The sequence below is a fragment of the Microbacterium sp. NPDC064584 genome (genome assembly GCF_040687315.1).
GTDB classification, from domain to species: domain Bacteria; phylum Actinomycetota; class Actinomycetes; order Actinomycetales; family Microbacteriaceae; genus Microbacterium; species Microbacterium lacus.
In genome coordinates, this window is the sequence record NZ_JBFBMZ010000009.1 from 35,287 (window position 1) to 51,523 (window position 16,237).

A 16,237-nucleotide genomic window follows, 5' to 3' on the forward strand; every position below is an offset into this window, starting at 1 on the left:
GGACGAATGGAGCGACCATGAGTGAGACGACCGCCGACTACAGCGACCTCAGAGCGGTCTACATCAACTGCACGCTGAAGCGCTCACCGGAGGTGAGCAACACCCAGGGGCTCATGGACCGCAGCATCGAGCTGATGAGGTCGCAGGGGGTCGAGGTGACCTCGATCCGCCTGATCGATCACGACGTCGCCACCGGCGTCTATCCCGACATGCGCGACCACGGGTGGTCGGTCGACGCGTGGCCGGACGAAATCTGGCCGCTGGTCGATGCCGCCGACATCCTCGTCATCGGCGGCCCGCTGTGGCTCGGTGACAACGCCAGCGTCACCCGCCGTCTGATCGAGCGTCTTTACGCGATGAGCGGGCTGTTCAACGACAAGGGCCAATACGTCTACTACGGCAAGGTGGGCGGCACGCTCATCACCGGCAACGAGGACGGCATCAAGCACGCGGCGATGGCGAACCTCTACAGTCTGCAGCACATCGGGTTCACCATCCCGCCGGCAGCGGATGCCGGCTGGATCGGCGAAGTCGGGCCCGGGCCCAGCTACCTCGACGAGGGGTCCGGGGGACCCGAGAACGACTTCACCAACCGCAACACGACGTTCATGACCTGGAATCTGCTGCACCTCGCACGAATGCTGAAAGACGCCGGGGGGATCCCGGCGTACGGCAACCTGCGGAAGGCGTGGAACGACGGGGAGCGCTTCGGGTTCAACCCCGAATACCGGTGAACGTTCCGTCCGGTACCACTCGCCTCCACGGTGTGCAATCCCCCGGGCGTCGGGCCGGGCACCCGTAGGTTTGTCCACATGGCGACCACCACGACGACGAAGAACAAGCGCAAGGCCGATCACGGCGCCCGTCTCACCGACGAGCAGAATGCCGAGAGCGGCTTCAGCGCGTCCGAGACCCTGAGCGAGAACCTGCAGAAGGTGCTCGTCGACCTCATCGAGCTCGCCTCGCAGGGCAAGCAGGCGCACTGGAACGTAGTGGGCACGAACTTCCGCGACACCCACCTGGCGCTCGACGAGATCATCGAGGCGGCGCGCGAGTTCGCCGACACGATCGCAGAGCGGATGCGCGCGCTCCACGCCCTCCCCGACGGGCGCAGCGACACGGTGGCGGAGTCCACGTCGCTGCCCGAATTCCCGCAGGGCGAGATCGCGACCACGAAGGTCATCGACCTCATCACGGTCCGTCTCGAGGACACCGTGTCGACGTGCCGTGAGGTGCACGACGCCGTCGACGAGGAAGACCCGACGAGCGCCGACATCCTGCACGCCGTCATCGAGAAGCTCGAGCAGTTCGCGTGGATGATCAGCGCCGAGAACCGGGTTCCGCGCAGCTGATCCACCCCCGCATCACCCCCGACGCCCCATTCCGATCGAAAGGGGGCGCGCTGTCCAGCGTGCCCGAACGGTGACGACATGACCGATATGTACGCGATGCAGGACCCGAACACGCAGTTCCCCCGGCCGCCGTTCCCGCCCCAGCAGCAGGACGGACCGGGTGACATCCACAAGATGGATCCGGCGCCCGATCACGGCGAGACCTCCTACGTCGGCTTCGGCCGGCTCCCGGGTCGCCGGGCGCTGATCACCGGTGCGGACTCCGGCATCGGCCGCGCGGTCGCGATCGCCTACGCCCGCGAGGGTGCGGACGTCGCGCTCTCGTACCTCCCGGAAGAACAGACGCAGGCCGAAGAGGTCGCCGAGCTCGTCCGGGCGGAGGGTCGGAAAGCGATCCTGCTTCCCGGAGACCTGCAGCAGGAGCAATACAACATCGACATCGTCGACAAGACGGTGGCCGAGCTCGGCGGGCTGGACATCCTCGTGATCAACGCCGGCGCGATGCCGACGGTCGACAGCATCGACGACTTCGAGACCGCGACCCTCGACGAGGTGCTCAAGGTCAACATCTACCCGCTGTTCTGGATGACAAAGGCGGCATCCCCGCACCTGAAGCCGGGCTCGGCCATCATCGCGACCTCCAGCATCCAGGGCTTCGACCCCTCGCCGTCGCTGGCCGAGTACGCGGTGTCGAAAGCGGGGATCGCGAACTGGGTCCGCGCGACGGCGCAGCAGCTCATCGAGCGCGGCATCCGCGTGAACGGCGTCGCTCCGGGACCGATCTGGACCCCGCTGCAGCCGGCGTTCGTGCCGACCGAGAAGATCGAGAGCTTCGGCGAGCAGACTCCGATCGGGCGTGCCGGTCAGCCGGTCGAGCTCGCGCCGGCCTACGTCTTCCTCGCGTCGCAGGAGTCCAGCTACGTCCTCGGAGAGGTCATCGCCGTCACCGGCGGCATGACCCTGACCTGATCGCCGGATGCCGTCACACGGGCACGCCGCCCACCCTTCGCCGTCCGACCGCACCGATCTGCGCACCTACGCGGCGATCGGTGACGGTCGGACCGTGGCGCTCATCGCCGCCGACGGCGGCATCGACTGGATGCCGATGCCCAACCTCGACTCGACACCGGTGTTCGCGCGGATCATCGACGACGAGAACGGCGGCTGCCTGGAACTCGCCCCGGAGGGCGCGTACTCCGTGCGGCGCAGCTACGTCGGCGCCACCAACGTGCTGCGGACGACGTTCACGACGCAGACCGGTTCGGCGCGCGTGACCGATGCGCTCGTCACCGGTGTCGCCGGGCGACTGCCGTGGGCGCAGCTCGTCCGGCGGATCGAGGGCGTGAGCGGCGAGGTGCGCTTCCGCTGGGCGGTCCGACCGGGGACCCGTCTGCGGACCGCGTCGCCGTGGGTGCAGAAGCACGGTGGCACACAGCTGCTGCAGGTGGGTTCGACCACGCTCGCCGTGCTCGGAGACGGGGTCGGCGCCATGCGGGCCGGCGGCGACGAATTCCCGTTCCCCGCCGTTCGGGGGACGTTCGTGACGGGCGCCGGGTCGCGCCACGTGCTGGGAGTGGTCTCCACGCACGACGAGCCCTTGCACGTCCCCGACATCGCGCACCTGGACGCGAGTCTGGACCGCACGATCGCGGGCTGGCGGGAGTGGTCCCGGGAGTTCTCGTACGAGGGGCCATGGGCGGACACCGTGCAGCGCAGCGCCCTCGCGCTCAAGCTCCTGGTCTACGCCCCCACCGGGGCGATCGCCGCCGCGGCCACGACCTCGCTCCCCGAGAATCCCGACGGAGGCAAGAACTGGGACTACCGGTTCGCGTGGGTGCGCGACCTCGCGTACACCGCGCACGCCCTCGTCCGCTTCGGGCTGCGGGAGGAGACCCACGCCGCGATCTCCTGGCTGATCAGGACCATCCGGCGACACGACGGTCAGCTCGGCGTCATGTACACCCTCCGCGGCGACGCCGTCGACGGCACGACGGAGTACGACGCGCCCGGATGGCGCGGCATCGGACCGGTCGTCTCGGGAAACCCCGCGCACGATCAGCTGCAGCTGGGGGTCTACGGCGACCTCTTCGCCGTCTGCCGGACCTATGTGGATGCCGGAAACGTGCTCGACGCCGACACCGGGCGGCTCCTCGCCCGCCTGGCGGACGAGACGTGCGACCTGTGGCGCAACCGGGACTCGGGCATGTGGGAGCTGCCGGAGCTCGAGCACTACACCTCGTCGAAGATGGGATGCTGGCAGGCGTTGCGCGATGCCGTGCACCTGGCCGAGGTCGGCGCGATCATGGGATCGAGCGAGCGGTGGGAGGCGGAGCGCGATCGGATCGCGCTGTGGGTCCGTGAGGAGTGCTGGTCCGAGGATCTCGGCGCGTACACGATGATGCCCGGCTCCCCGCGCCTGGATACCTCGGTGCTCCTGCATGCCGAGAGCGGTTTCGACCGCGGCGAGCGGATGTCGCGCACGATCGACGCGCTGACCGACGCGCTCGGGGAAGGCGCGCTGATCTACCGCTATACGGGCATGGCGGATGAGGAGCACACGTTCGTCGCGTCGGCCTTCTGGCGGGCGGGGGCACTCGCGTGCGTCGGTCGGCACGATGAGGCCATCGCCGCGATGGACGAGCTGGTCGGCCACGCGAACGACGTCGGGATCTACAGCGAGATGATCGCCGCGGACGACGGCGCCTTCTGGGGAAATCTTCCTCAGGCGCTGAGCCACCTCGCGGTCATCAGTGCCGCGCTCACGATCACCGATGTCACGCCGGCCCGGAAGCTCGCCGGTCACTGACCTCGCGCCCGGTCAGGGCTGCGGGGCCAGCATCCGCTCCGCCGTCCGCAGCGCGAGCGCGACCTGCGTCAGCGCGGGGTTCGCGATCAGGGCGCTCGGGAAGGTCGAGTTGTCGGCGATCCAGAGGTTGTCGATGTCGTGGCTGCGCCCGTAGCGGTCGACGACCCCGTCACTCGGGTCATCGCTCATCCGGCACGTGCCGAGGGTGTGCGCGGTGCGCTCGAGCACGCGCGTCGCTGTGGCGCCTGCCGCCTCGAGGATGCGGGTCATCACCGCGACCGCGTGACGTGACAGCGCCTTCTCGTTGTCCGCGGCGGTGAACGAAACCCGTGCGCGCGGCACCCCGAATCGGTCGATCTCGTCGCTCAGCTCGAGGAGGTTGTCCTCGCTCGGCAGGCACTCGCCGTTGATCCCGAGTCCGGCGGTGAAGCGGGCGGCCTCCAGAGCGGACATGAGCTCGTCGCCCCACAGCCCACCCCCGCGCACCAGGCTCGTCGCATACGTGAGCGGCATGACTCCGAGACTCTGGATCAGATAGCCGCCCGCGAAGTCCGCGTCGGTGGGGCGCAGGAAGTCCTCGGTGATCAATGAGGACGGATAGCCCCGATAGCTGCGCTGCGGGGTGTCGAACGTGCCCCACACCTGCGTGGCGGGGTGCGCGAGGAAGTTCCGGCCGACCTGCCCGCTGGAATTCGCGAGGGTGTTGTGCAGCAGCAGACGCGGCGTCTCCACCCCACCGGCGGCGAGCACGAGCGCGCGGCACGACTGGCGCACGTCGGTGTCCCCCTGGCGGTACACCGCTGCGGTCACCCGGCCTGCGGCATCCGTTTCGATCGTGTGGACGAACGCGTCGGCACGGATCTCGGCGCCGGACCGGATCGCGGCGGGCAGGTAGGTCGTGCCCATTGAAGCCTTCGCTCCCGTGCGGCAGCCCTGGTGACAGGTCCCGCACGAGATGCATGCCCCACGGGTCTGCCCGTGCTCGTGACGCTCGCGGGTCAGCACGGCGGCGGGCGCATCCGTCGCGCGGATGCCGAGCGCGGAGCATCCGTCGGCCATCCGGTCGGCCGACGCGTTGCGTGCCGCGGGCGGATACGCGTAGCGACGCGACGGATCCCACGGATAGGCGGCTGGGCCGCTCACCCCGAGGTCGGCTTCGGCGCGGAGCAGGAAGGGAGCGAGCTCGTCGAGTGAGAGCGGCCAGTCGCGACCCTGACCGGACGGGTTCGCAGGCGCAGCTGACCGGCATCGGGGCGCGGGGTGAAGGCGCCCCAGTGCAGCGTCGAGCCGCCGACTCCGCGGCCGGAGTTGTTCGGGCCGAACGCGGTCGGATCTTCGCCGGCGGAGAGTCGCTCGTCCATCCAGTTGATCTCGGCGGCGTCGGTCTCATCGGGCGTGTGCAGGACCGGATCGAAGAACGGGCCGGCCTCGAGGGCGACCACGTCGAGCCCGGCGGCGGCGAGCTCGGCGAGCACCGGCGCGCCGCCTGCGCCGGTGCCGACCACGACAACGTCGACCTCGGTGCCGGGCGCGAAGCGCCGCATGTCCGTGGTGTCGATCGCGAGCTGCCCGATCATGCGGCGCCCTCGCGGTCTTTCTCTTCCGACCCGAGTTCGGCGGGCTCCCACGCCGAGCGTGCACCGGCGCCCAGCACCGTGAAGCCCAGCGGCTGAGGTCCTCCGCGTGAGGCGAACACGTCGTACCCGGTGTGGGCGAGAGAGGCGGGATGCGCGAGCCAGTGCCGCACCAGGTCGACCCGGACGTCTTCGAACCATGCCTGCAGCTGGGTGGCCGACAAGGCGGAGCCTCCGGGGGTGCTCGTGCCCGATACGAGGGCCTCGACCGTCGCGCGCGCGCTCGCCGCTGCCTCTTCTTCGAGCGCGTCGAGCGCGAGTCGGGCGGCGATCGCGTCCGGGGGCAGGTCCGCGGGGCGCCACCCGTCTCCGTCGCCGGCGGCGAGCTGTCGGTCGAGCCGCGCAGCGAGGTCGATCCGTCCGCCCGTGGGCTGCGGCACGACGACGTCAGCGAGGAGTCGCAGGGTATTCAGCTGGTGAGGGGTCAGCGCGCGCGGGGCATACGACGGGTCGTCGGCGATCGCCCGGGTTGCCAGTGCGGCGCGGACTCTCGGCTCGATGCGCGGGGAGGCGATCAACCGGGACCACTCGTCGGGAACGAGTGGGGCGGATGCCGACACCTCGGCGATCAGGTCGGCGATCGCTGCCGCGACCTCTGTGGGTCGTTCCTGCGCGATGAGGTGACCGGTGTCCGGCAGGCGCCGGAACCGCGCCCGGGGGAAAGTCGGGGAGGCCAAGCGCGGCTGGGCGTCGGCGCCCAGATCATCATCGTCCTCGCCGCCGAGCACGATCGCGGGAAGGTCCAGGGAGCCCACCTCGCCCGTGAGGTCGGCGCGGCTTCCCGTCTCGAGCCACGCGCGCCAGGCGGCCGTGGCCGTGTGTCGCACGTCGGCGATCACCCGATCGGCCCGATCCGTGCGAAGCGGTCGGGCGGTGTTCGCGTCGAGGAACCCGCGGGCGTCGCCCGCGCTGATCGGGCCGTCTGCGGCCCAGCCGAGCATCTCGGTGCGTTTGGATTCGGACATCGGCTCGGGAAGGGTCGGTGACGGCGCGAGGAGGACGAGCCCGGTGAGTCCGAACACCGGAGCCTTACCCGAGAGCGCGCGCCGCGCGACGAGGGCGGCGACCTTGCCGCCCATGCTGTGCCCGAGGAGCACCCAGCGCGGGCTCCCGTCGCGGGCGATCGCCGCCAGGACGTGATCGGCCATCTCAGGGAGCGAGATACCGGGGACGTCCACCGCGTCGCCGAAGCCCGGGAGGTCGATCGCGACCAGGCGGATGCCGTCGGCGAGGTGTTCGCGGACGGCATCGAACCAGGCGCCGCTGCCGCCGAGACCGTGCAGGGCGTAGACGGTGGCGGCCGCCTGTTCGTCACGGGTCACGGGGTGACCATGCCGCCGTTGACATTGAGTGTCTCGCCCGAGACGTAGCTCGATTCGGCCGATGCCAGGAAGACGAAGGCCGGTGCGATCTCCGCCGGCTGGCCGGCCCGCTTGTACTCGTTCTCCTCGTCGAAGGCAGCCATCTGCTCGTCGGAGACGCCGTCCGAGACCTGCAGTGCGGTCCAGGTCGGGCCGGGAGCCACGACGTTGACGCGGATGCCGCGCGGCGCGAGCTGCTGCGCGAGTCCCTTCGAGAGGTTGTTGATCGCGGCTTTCGTCGCGGCGTAGTCCAGGCGGTCCGGCGCCGGGACGTAGGCCTCGAGGGAGGCCGTGTTGATGATGGTCGCGCCGGGCTGCAGATGGGGGAGCGCCGCCTTGATGAGCCAGAACGGTGCGAAGACGTTCGTGCGGAACGTCGCCTCGAACTGTTCGTCGCTGAGATCCTCGACGCGCTGCACCGTGACCTGCTTGCCGGCGTTGTTCACCAGGATGTCCAGACCGCCCAGGTGCGCGACGGCTTCCGCCACGATCTCGGCGCACCGGGTGCGATCCGAGATGTCCGCGACGATCGCGGCACCTGTGCGGCCCGCCGCGGTGATCTCGCTCAGGATGTGCTCGGCATCCGGCTGCTCCCCGTCGAGGTGCACGATGACGACGTCCGCCCCTTCCCGGGCGAAGGCGATCGCCGTCGCGCCGCCGATGCCCGAATCCCCGCCGGTGATGAGGGCACGGCGGCCCGCCAGGCGGCCGGTGCCTCGGTACGTCTTCTCCCCGAGGTCCGGCACCGGCGTCATCCGCGCCTGGATGCCCGGCTCCGGCTGGTGCTGAACGGGAGGATCCACCCGTGCATAACGCGTCACCGGATCGTCGAACGTGTACTGGTCGTGCGGCATGTGTCGCTCCCCTTGCCGGCATCGGCGGCCGGCGTGACGATTGGGATGCTACGCGCGCTCTCGACGGTCGAGGGTGGCTGGCGCCGGAGGTTCCCGACGGTGTAAGGGACGCCCACGGCTGAGGTCTGCCCGGCGGACTCAGGCGGTCTTCACACGTGCGGATCCGGCAAGCAGGACGGCCGCTGCAGCGGCGAGGCAGAACGCCGCTGCCCCCAGGAACAGCCAGGAGAATCCCGCCGTGAGGGCCGCACCGCTCGACGGCGCCCTCTCTGCGACCGCGGACGTCCTCGCCGAGGCGAGGGCGGCGAGGAGGGTCAGGCCGAGCGCTCCGCCGATCTGCTGACTCGTGTTCACGAGACCGCCGGCGAGTCCGGATTCTCCGCCGTCGACGCCGTCCACCGCGAGTTGGGTCGCGGTGACGAGAGCGCCGCCGATGCCCATGCCGATGAGCAGGGTCGGTCCGAGCAGGTGCGCCGCGAACGACGCATCGGCCGGTGCGAACGCGAGCCAGGCGATGCCCGCCGCCAGCACGAGCAAGGCTCCGATGAGAGTGGGACGTGTTCCGAGCCGCGTGATCGACAACGGGACGAGGCCCGCCGTGACGACCAGGATGCCGGCGAGCGGCAGCTGGCTGAGGCCCGCCTGCAGCGCGTCGTAGCCGAGCACCGCCTGCAAGTACACCGAGAGTGCGAAGAAGAGGGCGACAACCGCGCCGCCGACGAGCAGCACGACGATGTTGCCGACGGCGAGGTTGCGGTTGGCGAAGACGGCGGCCGGCACGAGGGGGTGCGGCGTCCGTCGCTCGATCGCGATGAATGCCGCGCCGAGCAGGAGCGCGCCGATCGCGAGGGCGAGGGGGAGTGGACCAAAGCCGGTGCGCTCGACGGCGCTGAGTGCGGCGACGACGGCGACCAGTGCACCCGTGATCGTCACCGCTCCGCGGATGTCGAGAGGCACGCGAACGGATGCCGCATCACGGGAGATGAGGACCGGCACGGCCGCGAGCACGATCACGCCGACCGGGACGTTGACGAAGAAGACCCACTGCCAGCCCCACGTGGCGGTCAGAACTCCTCCGAGAAGCACGCCGGCGACCGAGCCGATACCCGCCACCCCGCCCCACACACCGAGCGCGCGTGCGCGGTCCTGCGGCGCGGGGAACAGCTGGGTCAGCAGGGCGAGGGCCGCTGGTGCGAGAAGGGCGGCCGACGCGCCCTGCAGCGCGCGTGCTCCGAGCAGCATTCCTCCCGAGAGTGAGAGGCCCGCCAGAACCGACGCGACCACGAACCCGGCGGTACCGATCAGGAACAGGCGGCGGTGGCCGAATCGATCGGATAGTCGACCGCCGAGCAGGAGAAGACTGCCGAAGGGCAGCACGTACGCCGTGATGACCCAGGCGAGGGATGCGGTGCCGAGTCCGAGCTGCTCTCCCAGCGCGGGCAGTGCGATGTTCACGATCGACGCATCCAGCACGACGAGGAACTGCGCCAGGGCGAGCACGGTGAGCGCGAGCCAACGATGTGTCGTGCGGATGGGATGGACGACAGTGGTCATGATCTTCCTTTCTGAGAGAGTGACTGATCAATCACTCTTTTGGACATGCGAAGAGGGGTGGGTCGATGGGGGTGTCAGGGGTGTCGGATGCCGCGCGTGAGAGCGGATGCCCAGGATGCGGGGACGGCGTCGAGGTCCAGTGTGACGATCAGATGGCACAGCTGACCGAAGGCGATGAACTGCTGGACCTCCTCATCGGTGCACCGCGATCGCTCCTGCGCGAAGGATGTCACGTTCGAGAGGCCTTCGCGCATCGCGCTGCGGATCTCGGTGACGTCCGCGACGGACTGCGCGTGCACCTGGAGCAGCAGGAGGTCGCGATCCGCGATGAGCTCGGCGTAGGCGTCGCCCATCGCGTCGAGGATTGCGGCGGAGTCGTCGGATCCTGCGGCGTCGGCGCCGCTCGCGAGCGCGCCGAGAATCTGGTCGAAGCATTCGTCGAGTGCGGCGACGAAGAGCAGCTCCTTGGTGGAGTAGAGCTTCGAGACGTAGGAGGCGGAGATGCCGGCGACCGCGGCCACGTCGGCGATCGTGGTGCCGCGATAGCCGCCGCGCGCGAAGGCGCGGACCGCGGCCGACGTGACGAGCGGTCGACGCGACTCGGCGGTGGAGAGGGGGCTCATAGGAGTGAGTGTACGACCACTCACTCAGATGAGCAAGAAGAGGACGCGTCGGGGCGACAGTCTGCCGGCCCGCTCTCCGGCCGTCAGGCCGTCGGGTTCTTGCGGCGCTGAGCGAGAACGATCCACACGACGATGCCCGCCGCGATCAGCACGACGAGGGCGATGATGACCCAGAAGAGCACGGGCGACATCCCGTCCGAGGCGGGTTCCGGGCTCACCGTCGGCGTCGGGGTGGCGGTGGGCGACGGTGCGGCGCTGGCGGTCACCGTCGTGGTGCCGAGCACCGTCTCACCGTCTCCGACCGCGATCGTCACGCTGCCCGCCTTCGACGGCGTGAAGCTGATCGTGGCCTGCCCGTCGCTCACCGGTGCTGTGGCGCTGGACTGACCGCCCGGCTCGAACGTGCCCGCCGCGGTGTCGTCCAGCCCGAAGCTGGCTTGCTCGAGACCGCCGAGTCCGGTGACGGTGATCGTCGTGGCCGTGCCGACGGCCACGGATGCCGGGCTCGCGGTCACCTCGACCGTTGAGCCTCCGCCGCCCGTGATCGTGATCTCGACGGTGCCGAGGACGGTCTCGCCGTTTCCGACCGCGACGGTCACCGTCCCCTCGGCGAGACCGCTGAAGGTGGCGGTGGCTGTTCCGTCCGACACCGGCGCCTGATAGCTCGTCTCCGCGTTCTCGGTGAACTGGCCGAGGCTGTTGTCGCTCAAGCCGAAGCTCGCCTCCTCGAGACCGCCGAGTCCGGACGCCGTGATCGTCGTGGTGTCGCCCACGGCGATCGTCGTCTCGCTCGCGGCGACCTGCGGGGTGGAGGACGCGTACGCCGGTGCCGCGGCCAGAACGAGCGTGGCTGCTGCGGCGGCGATGAGCGCCCCGAAGGTGCGCGTGCGCAGCGAAGGGTGGTGAACAGGAGAAGGGCGCATTTCGGTCTCTTTCTCGGGATCCACGTTCGCGGCAAGTGCCGTGCAGGTTCAGTCTGGCCGAGGTGCTCCTGCCGCGCACAGAAATCTCAGAACGGCGGAGGTGACTCGGCGACGGCGGCGACGAACCGCACCGTATGGGCGGGTGGATGCTCGTGTCCCGTGACGCCGAGCGGGCTGGTCCACTCCAGGACGCCTCCGGGGAGTTGTCGGACCTTCCAGGGGGTGAACTGCTTCATCGAGTGGTGCCGCTGACAGAGATGGGCGAGGTTGCCGACGTCGGTCGTGCCGCCGCGCGCCCAGTCGACGGTGTGGTCGACCTCGCACCGGATCGCGGGTATCCGGCATCCGGGAAAGCGGCAGTGCCCGTCCCGAGCCTTCAGATGTCGGTCCATCGCGGCGGTGCGCTGGTAGGTGTCGGTGTGGAGGACGACACCGGTGACGGGGTGGATGATGACGCGCTCCCACGGACCCCGCGCCTGCGCAGCGAGGGTACGAGCGGCCTCTGCATCGATGGGGCAGTGTCCGACGAGGTCGGCGGGGGCGTCGGCGCCGAGAAGAACGGTCGCGGGAATCGTGATCTGCACGTGAGCGCGGATCGCGCCGAGGGAGCCGGGCCCGTCGTCGGAGCGGGTCGCGTCGATCGCCGGCATCCCTGTGAGCAGCAGGTCGCAGAGGAGGTCCGCGCGAAGCTGATCCATCGTGCGTGTATCGGACCTGATCACCTCCAGTCGAGCCCGCTCCCGATCGGCATCCGCTCCGTCCTCACCGGCGAGCTCGCGCAGCCGCGCGGCAGTTGACGAACGGGCGTCGGCGATCTGGCGCGCTTGCCGGGTCAGGCGGTCTTCGATCCCGACGGCGAGCACGGTCGGGACTGTCGCGATCACGTCGGACATGCCCTCGCCCACGGCGATCGTCCGCACTCGACGCGACTCCGCCGCAGCGGCGTGCCGCTCGGTCAGCGTGTCGGGATGCAGGTCGGCCGCCAGCATCTCCAGCCGTGGGCGTACGCGGGACGGAATGTCGGTCGTGCAGATCTCCACAGCTGCGGTGTCGAAGGCGGAGAGCGCATCCAAGGGAAGAGCGGCACCGGCGTGGGTGATCTCCCGAATGTGCCGGGATGTGATCTGCGCTGTCTCCCACGCCGCCATGGCCGCCGGATAGTTCTCGACCAGCATGAGTGCCTCGCCGATCTGTGCCTGCATCGCTCGATCCGAGCGTCGAGCGGGACCGGCGACCTCGGCCGCGATGCCCCGCAGTGCCATGTCGCGCACGGCGATCCGGCGATCCTGCTCCGCCGTCTGCCGCAGGGCGACCTGGCCGGCCCGGGCCAAGAGGCGAACCCTTCTGACTTCGACGGCTGCGAGCTCGCGCTCGGTCGACTCGATGCCATTCACGACCGCCGCCAGCTCGGCCACGTCGGCGTCGCTGAAGCCCACCGGTCCGATCCCGCCGACGCGATCATTCGAAGACATGTTCGAATCATTCCACGGGCCTCCGACATTCGAGCCCGACCCCGGAAGGCCTGTGCGCGGGAGGCGCTCCGGCCGCATGATCCAGCATTGCGAGCCCGTCGGTGGAGCGGCGGAGGCGGCGGGAAGCGCGAGGGTGGACGCTCCTGAACGCCGCGGGCGCGTCCAACGCCGGGTCCGAAGCGGGCTGATCGACGCTTGTCAACCCGCTCGGCTTCGCGGGCACGCGGTGGTTGCCTGAAAAGAGCTGACGGAAGGGGCGATCATGCCGCGTGGGAAAGACTCCCGACTCAAGGATCCCGAGATGTACGAGGCGCTGCGCCGGGACGGTGCGTCCAAAGAGAAGGCGGCCCGCATCTCCAACGCCGCCGGTGGCACGAAGGCCGGCCGATCCCAGGTCGGGCGCAAGGGCGGGGAGTCCGGCGACTACGAGGACTGGACCGTGCCCGAGCTGAGGAAGCGCGCGAAAGAGCTCGGCCTCTCCGGCTACTCGCGCATGCGCAAGTCCGCTCTGATCACCCTGCTCCGCACCCACTGACCCCGTTCCTGCGGCGCTGAGTGTCCAGGACACGCCGCGTCCGGCATCCAGCATGCGGCGTGTCTTGGACACTCGACGGGTTGGCCGGAGGCATGCGCGTACAGAGACGTGATTAACCGCTTGACCACATCGTCAGCGCCCTGATACCGTCATGCATAACCGGTTAACCATCCGGTGACGGACCGTCAGCGACGAGGTGTTCATGGATCAGCGAGGCTTCTACCGGCCCGAGGGCGCGTGGGTGGGGGATGTCATCCCGTTCCAGGAGGACGGGGTCTTCCACCTCTTCTACCTGTACGAATCGCGCCGCACTCCGAAAGACGGGATGCCGTGGCACCGGCTCGACAGCGACGACCTCGTCGCGTTCCGTGAGACCGGCCCCGCGATCGCCTCCGCCGGCCCGGACGCGCCGGACTTCAACATCTACACGGGCAGCATCGTCCTCGATGAGAAGGGCGTGCACCACGCCTTCTACACCGGACAGAGCCCCGAACGCCGCGGCGCGGACGGCCTCGCGCTTCAGCTCGTGATGCACGCGACCAGCCGCGACGGCATGGCGACGTGGCAGCGGCACCCCGCCGACACCTTCGGCGCGACCGCCGGCTACGAGACGGCGGACTGGCGCGACCCGTTCGTGTTCCGGGATGCCGAGGCCGGCATCTGGCGCATGCTGATCACCGCCCGTCACGCCGACGGGCCCGATCGGCGCCGCGGCGTGATCGCCCAGTGCACGTCCACCGACCTGCGCACCTGGACCCCGGCCGCACCGTTCTGGGACCCGCGTCGCTACGTCGCGCACGAATGCCCCGAGGTGTTCGAATGGAACGGGTGGTGGTACCTCGTCTACTCCGAGTTCAGCGAATCCTTCACGACGCGGTACCGCATGTCGCGGAGCCTGCACGGACCGTGGATCGTCCCCGAGGACGACTCCCTGGACGGTCGTGCGTATTACGCCGCGAAGTCCGCCGCCCGTGACGGCCGCCGTTTCTTCTTCGGGTGGATCGCCTCCCGCGAGGGCGGCGTCGACGACGGCGCGTGGCAGTGGGCCGGCACGCTTTCCGTGCTGGAGGCCGAGCAGCGCGCCGACGGGACGCTGCGCTTCCACCCCCCGCGCGAGTTCGCCGACACGTTCGGCGAGCCCGAACCCGGCCTCGCTGCCGGAACGATCCTCCGGGCGCTCGACGGCTATGCCGATGCTCTCGTCCCGGTCGAGGCGCCGCGCGCCTTCCGCGTGCGCGCCCGCTTCGACATCGCGCCCCATACGACCGAGTGCGGCATCCTGCTGCGGGCGAGCGCGGACGGCGACGAAGGATACGTCCTCCGCCTCGAGCCGCGCCGCGGGCGCCTGGTGTTCGACCGCTGGCCGCGCCTGCGCACCGGCACCGAACAGTGGCAGATCTCCGGAGACGTGCCCCATGCGGTCGAGCTCGAGCGGTCGGCCCGCATCGATCCGGGGGAGCACACCCTCGAGGTGATCGTCGACGGCGACCTGTGCGTCGCGACGCTCGATGACGCGGTCGTCCTCAGCACCCGACTCTACGACCGGCCGGCCGGCCGGGTCGGGGCGTTCGTCGGCGAAGGCTCCGTCGTCGTCACCGAATTCACCGTCCACTCGCCGCTGACGGATGCCGAGGACTCGGCATCCGTCACGGCCGAACTCATCGCCGCACCCGCATGACCCACCCGAAACCGACCTCGATTCCTGTTCCTCACCCGCCCGCGACACAATCAATGGAGATCACGCAATGTACATCCCACAGCGCACCGCGACCCTCGCCGCCTTCGCTCTGGCCGCATCCCTCGTCATGACGGGCTGCGCCGGATCGTCGGGCGGTGCCGACCCGACCGACGTCAACCCCGACGGGGAGGTGAAGCCGCGCGAGATCTCGTGGCTGCTCTCCCGGCCGGCGGACGGCGGGGTCATCACCGCGATGCAGCAGATCGCCGACGAGTACGCCGCCGATCACCCCGGCTTCGCGCTCAACCTGATCACGACCCCCGACCGGCCGTCGTACATCCAGAAGTACGAGACGCTCGCCGCGGCGAACAAGCTGCCCGAGCTGTTCGACACCGATGCGACGCCGTTCGCGCAGAAGCTCGCCGCCCAGGGGAAGATGGTCGACGTCGACCTGCTGCTCGAGGACCTCGGGCTCGCGGACGACTACCGCGAGGCGGCGCTGAACTATCAGCGCTTCGACGACGGGTCGCTCTACATGGTGCCGTTCGAGTTCCAGCTCGAGTTCTTCTGGTACAACAAGGCCCTGTTCGAGCAGGCGGGGGTGCCGATCCCCGCAACGCTCGACGACTTCGCCGGCACGTGCGAGGCCCTGCGGGCCGAGGGCATCACCCCGATCGCGCTCGACGGACAGGACCAGTGGCCGCTCGAGCGCTACATGGCGTACTACCCGTTCCGTCTCGCCGGCCCCGAGTACGTGCAGAAGCTCAAGACGGGGGATGCGTCCTTCGGTGATGAGCCCGGTCGCGCGGCCGCCGAGTGGCTGTCCGGCCTCGGCAAGGCAGGCTGCTTCCAGGAGGGCTTCTCCTCGACCGGCTACGCAGACGCGCAGGCGCTGTTCACCTCCGGCAAGGCCGCGATGTACAACATCGGCACGTGGGAGCTCGGCAACCTCGCCACCGATGCGCTGGATGCCGGCGTCCGAGACTCCGTCGACTACTTCACCCTCCCCACGATCGAGGGTGCCGTCACCGACGACAACGAATACGTGACGCCCTCCGGCATCGGCATGGCCGTGAACGCCCAGACCTACGACCCGCTCGTGCGCGACTTCCTCGCTTTCGCCCTCGAGCGCTACCCCGAGGTCTACACCGCGTCCGGTGCCCTGTCGCCGACGAGTGGCGTCGACCCGGTGATCCCCGACAACGCGACCCCGCTGTACGGCCGCGCGGTCGAGCAGTCCGCCGAAGTGGGCCCCGCGATCGCGATGCCGTGGGACACGCAGCTGGATCCCGCGACGAACACGCGGCTCCAGCAGGAGCTCACGCTCCTCGTGCAGGGTGACATCACTCCGGACGAGTTCATCGAGACGATGGATGCCTCCCTCAAGGAGAACGTCGGTGACTGACATCGCCGAAGCCGGGGTGCGCGCGGTCCGTCCGCGCGCC

15 protein-coding genes are annotated in these 16,237 nt (G+C 69.8%); 7 read left to right on the forward strand and 8 right to left on the reverse strand.

The window, feature by feature from the left end; all coding sequences use genetic code 11:
• The first annotated feature begins 17 nt into the window (after nt 1–17).
• The 4 genes from AB0P18_RS13015 (at nt 18) to AB0P18_RS13030 (ending at nt 4,158) form a co-directional block, all read left to right on the forward strand.
• Nucleotides 18–734, forward strand: coding sequence for a flavodoxin family protein (locus AB0P18_RS13015; protein ID WP_363360371.1), 717 nt, complete (start codon nt 18–20; stop codon nt 732–734).
• A gap of 78 nt (nt 735–812) precedes the next feature.
• Nucleotides 813–1,352 (forward strand): DNA starvation/stationary phase protection protein, encoded by a 540-nt coding sequence (locus AB0P18_RS13020; RefSeq protein ID WP_363360372.1) that lies wholly within the window; start codon nt 813–815, stop codon nt 1,350–1,352.
• Between the two features lie 78 nt (nt 1,353–1,430).
• Nucleotides 1,431–2,321 carry an SDR family oxidoreductase gene (locus AB0P18_RS13025; RefSeq protein ID WP_363360373.1) on the forward strand — a complete coding sequence of 297 codons (891 nt, stop codon included), beginning with the start codon at nt 1,431–1,433 and terminating at the stop codon, nt 2,319–2,321.
• Nucleotides 2,322–2,328: 7 nt separating this feature from the next.
• Nucleotides 2,329–4,158, forward strand: a complete 1,830-nt coding sequence (locus AB0P18_RS13030) for a glycoside hydrolase family 15 protein (RefSeq protein WP_363360374.1) — start codon at nt 2,329–2,331, stop codon at nt 4,156–4,158.
• A gap of 12 nt (nt 4,159–4,170) precedes the next feature.
• Here the strand turns inward: AB0P18_RS13030 and AB0P18_RS13035 are convergent, their stop codons facing one another.
• From AB0P18_RS13035 to AB0P18_RS13070, 8 genes are all read right to left on the reverse strand, one after another.
• Complete coding sequence (locus AB0P18_RS13035; protein WP_363360375.1) at nt 4,171–5,301, reverse strand: GMC oxidoreductase; 1,131 nt, start codon at nt 5,299–5,301, stop codon at nt 4,171–4,173.
• A complete protein-coding gene (locus AB0P18_RS13040; protein ID WP_363360376.1) occupies nt 5,298–5,735 on the reverse strand; it encodes a hypothetical protein in 438 nt (145 codons plus the stop codon). The genes AB0P18_RS13035 and AB0P18_RS13040 overlap by 4 nt, the downstream gene beginning before the upstream one ends.
• Nucleotides 5,732–7,114, reverse strand: coding sequence for an alpha/beta hydrolase (locus tag AB0P18_RS13045; RefSeq protein WP_363360377.1), 1,383 nt, complete (start codon nt 7,112–7,114; stop codon nt 5,732–5,734). The genes AB0P18_RS13040 and AB0P18_RS13045 overlap by 4 nt, the downstream gene beginning before the upstream one ends.
• Nucleotides 7,111–8,007: an SDR family oxidoreductase gene (locus AB0P18_RS13050; protein ID WP_363360378.1), complete on the reverse strand. Its 897-nt coding sequence runs from the start codon at nt 8,005–8,007 to the stop codon at nt 7,111–7,113. Before AB0P18_RS13050 ends, AB0P18_RS13045 begins: the two co-directional genes overlap by 4 nt.
• A 138-nt stretch (nt 8,008–8,145) precedes the next feature.
• Nucleotides 8,146–9,561 (reverse strand): MFS transporter, encoded by a 1,416-nt coding sequence (locus AB0P18_RS13055; RefSeq protein ID WP_363360379.1) that lies wholly within the window; start codon nt 9,559–9,561, stop codon nt 8,146–8,148.
• A 74-nt stretch (nt 9,562–9,635) separates the two neighbouring features.
• Nucleotides 9,636–10,184, reverse strand: a complete 549-nt coding sequence (locus AB0P18_RS13060) for a TetR/AcrR family transcriptional regulator (RefSeq protein WP_363360380.1) — start codon at nt 10,182–10,184, stop codon at nt 9,636–9,638.
• An 83-nt stretch (nt 10,185–10,267) separates the two neighbouring features.
• Nucleotides 10,268–11,107 (reverse strand): hypothetical protein, encoded by an 840-nt coding sequence (locus AB0P18_RS13065; protein WP_363360381.1) that lies wholly within the window; start codon nt 11,105–11,107, stop codon nt 10,268–10,270.
• Between the two features lie 86 nt (nt 11,108–11,193).
• On the reverse strand, nt 11,194–12,579 hold the full coding sequence (locus AB0P18_RS13070) for an HNH endonuclease (RefSeq protein WP_363360382.1): 1,386 nt from the start codon (nt 12,577–12,579) through the stop codon (nt 11,194–11,196).
• Between the two features lie 262 nt (nt 12,580–12,841).
• On the opposite strand from AB0P18_RS13070, the gene AB0P18_RS13075 reads away from it, so the two are divergent.
• From AB0P18_RS13075 to AB0P18_RS13085, 3 genes are all read left to right on the forward strand, one after another.
• Complete coding sequence (locus AB0P18_RS13075; RefSeq protein WP_363360383.1) at nt 12,842–13,114, forward strand: Rho termination factor N-terminal domain-containing protein; 273 nt, start codon at nt 12,842–12,844, stop codon at nt 13,112–13,114.
• 202 nt (nt 13,115–13,316) lie between these two features.
• Nucleotides 13,317–14,792, forward strand: coding sequence for a glycoside hydrolase family 32 protein (locus AB0P18_RS13080; RefSeq protein ID WP_363360384.1), 1,476 nt, complete (start codon nt 13,317–13,319; stop codon nt 14,790–14,792).
• A gap of 67 nt (nt 14,793–14,859) precedes the next feature.
• Nucleotides 14,860–16,197, forward strand: a complete 1,338-nt coding sequence (locus AB0P18_RS13085; protein ID WP_363360385.1) for an extracellular solute-binding protein — start codon at nt 14,860–14,862, stop codon at nt 16,195–16,197.
• The last annotated feature ends 40 nt before the right edge of the window (nt 16,198–16,237 follow it).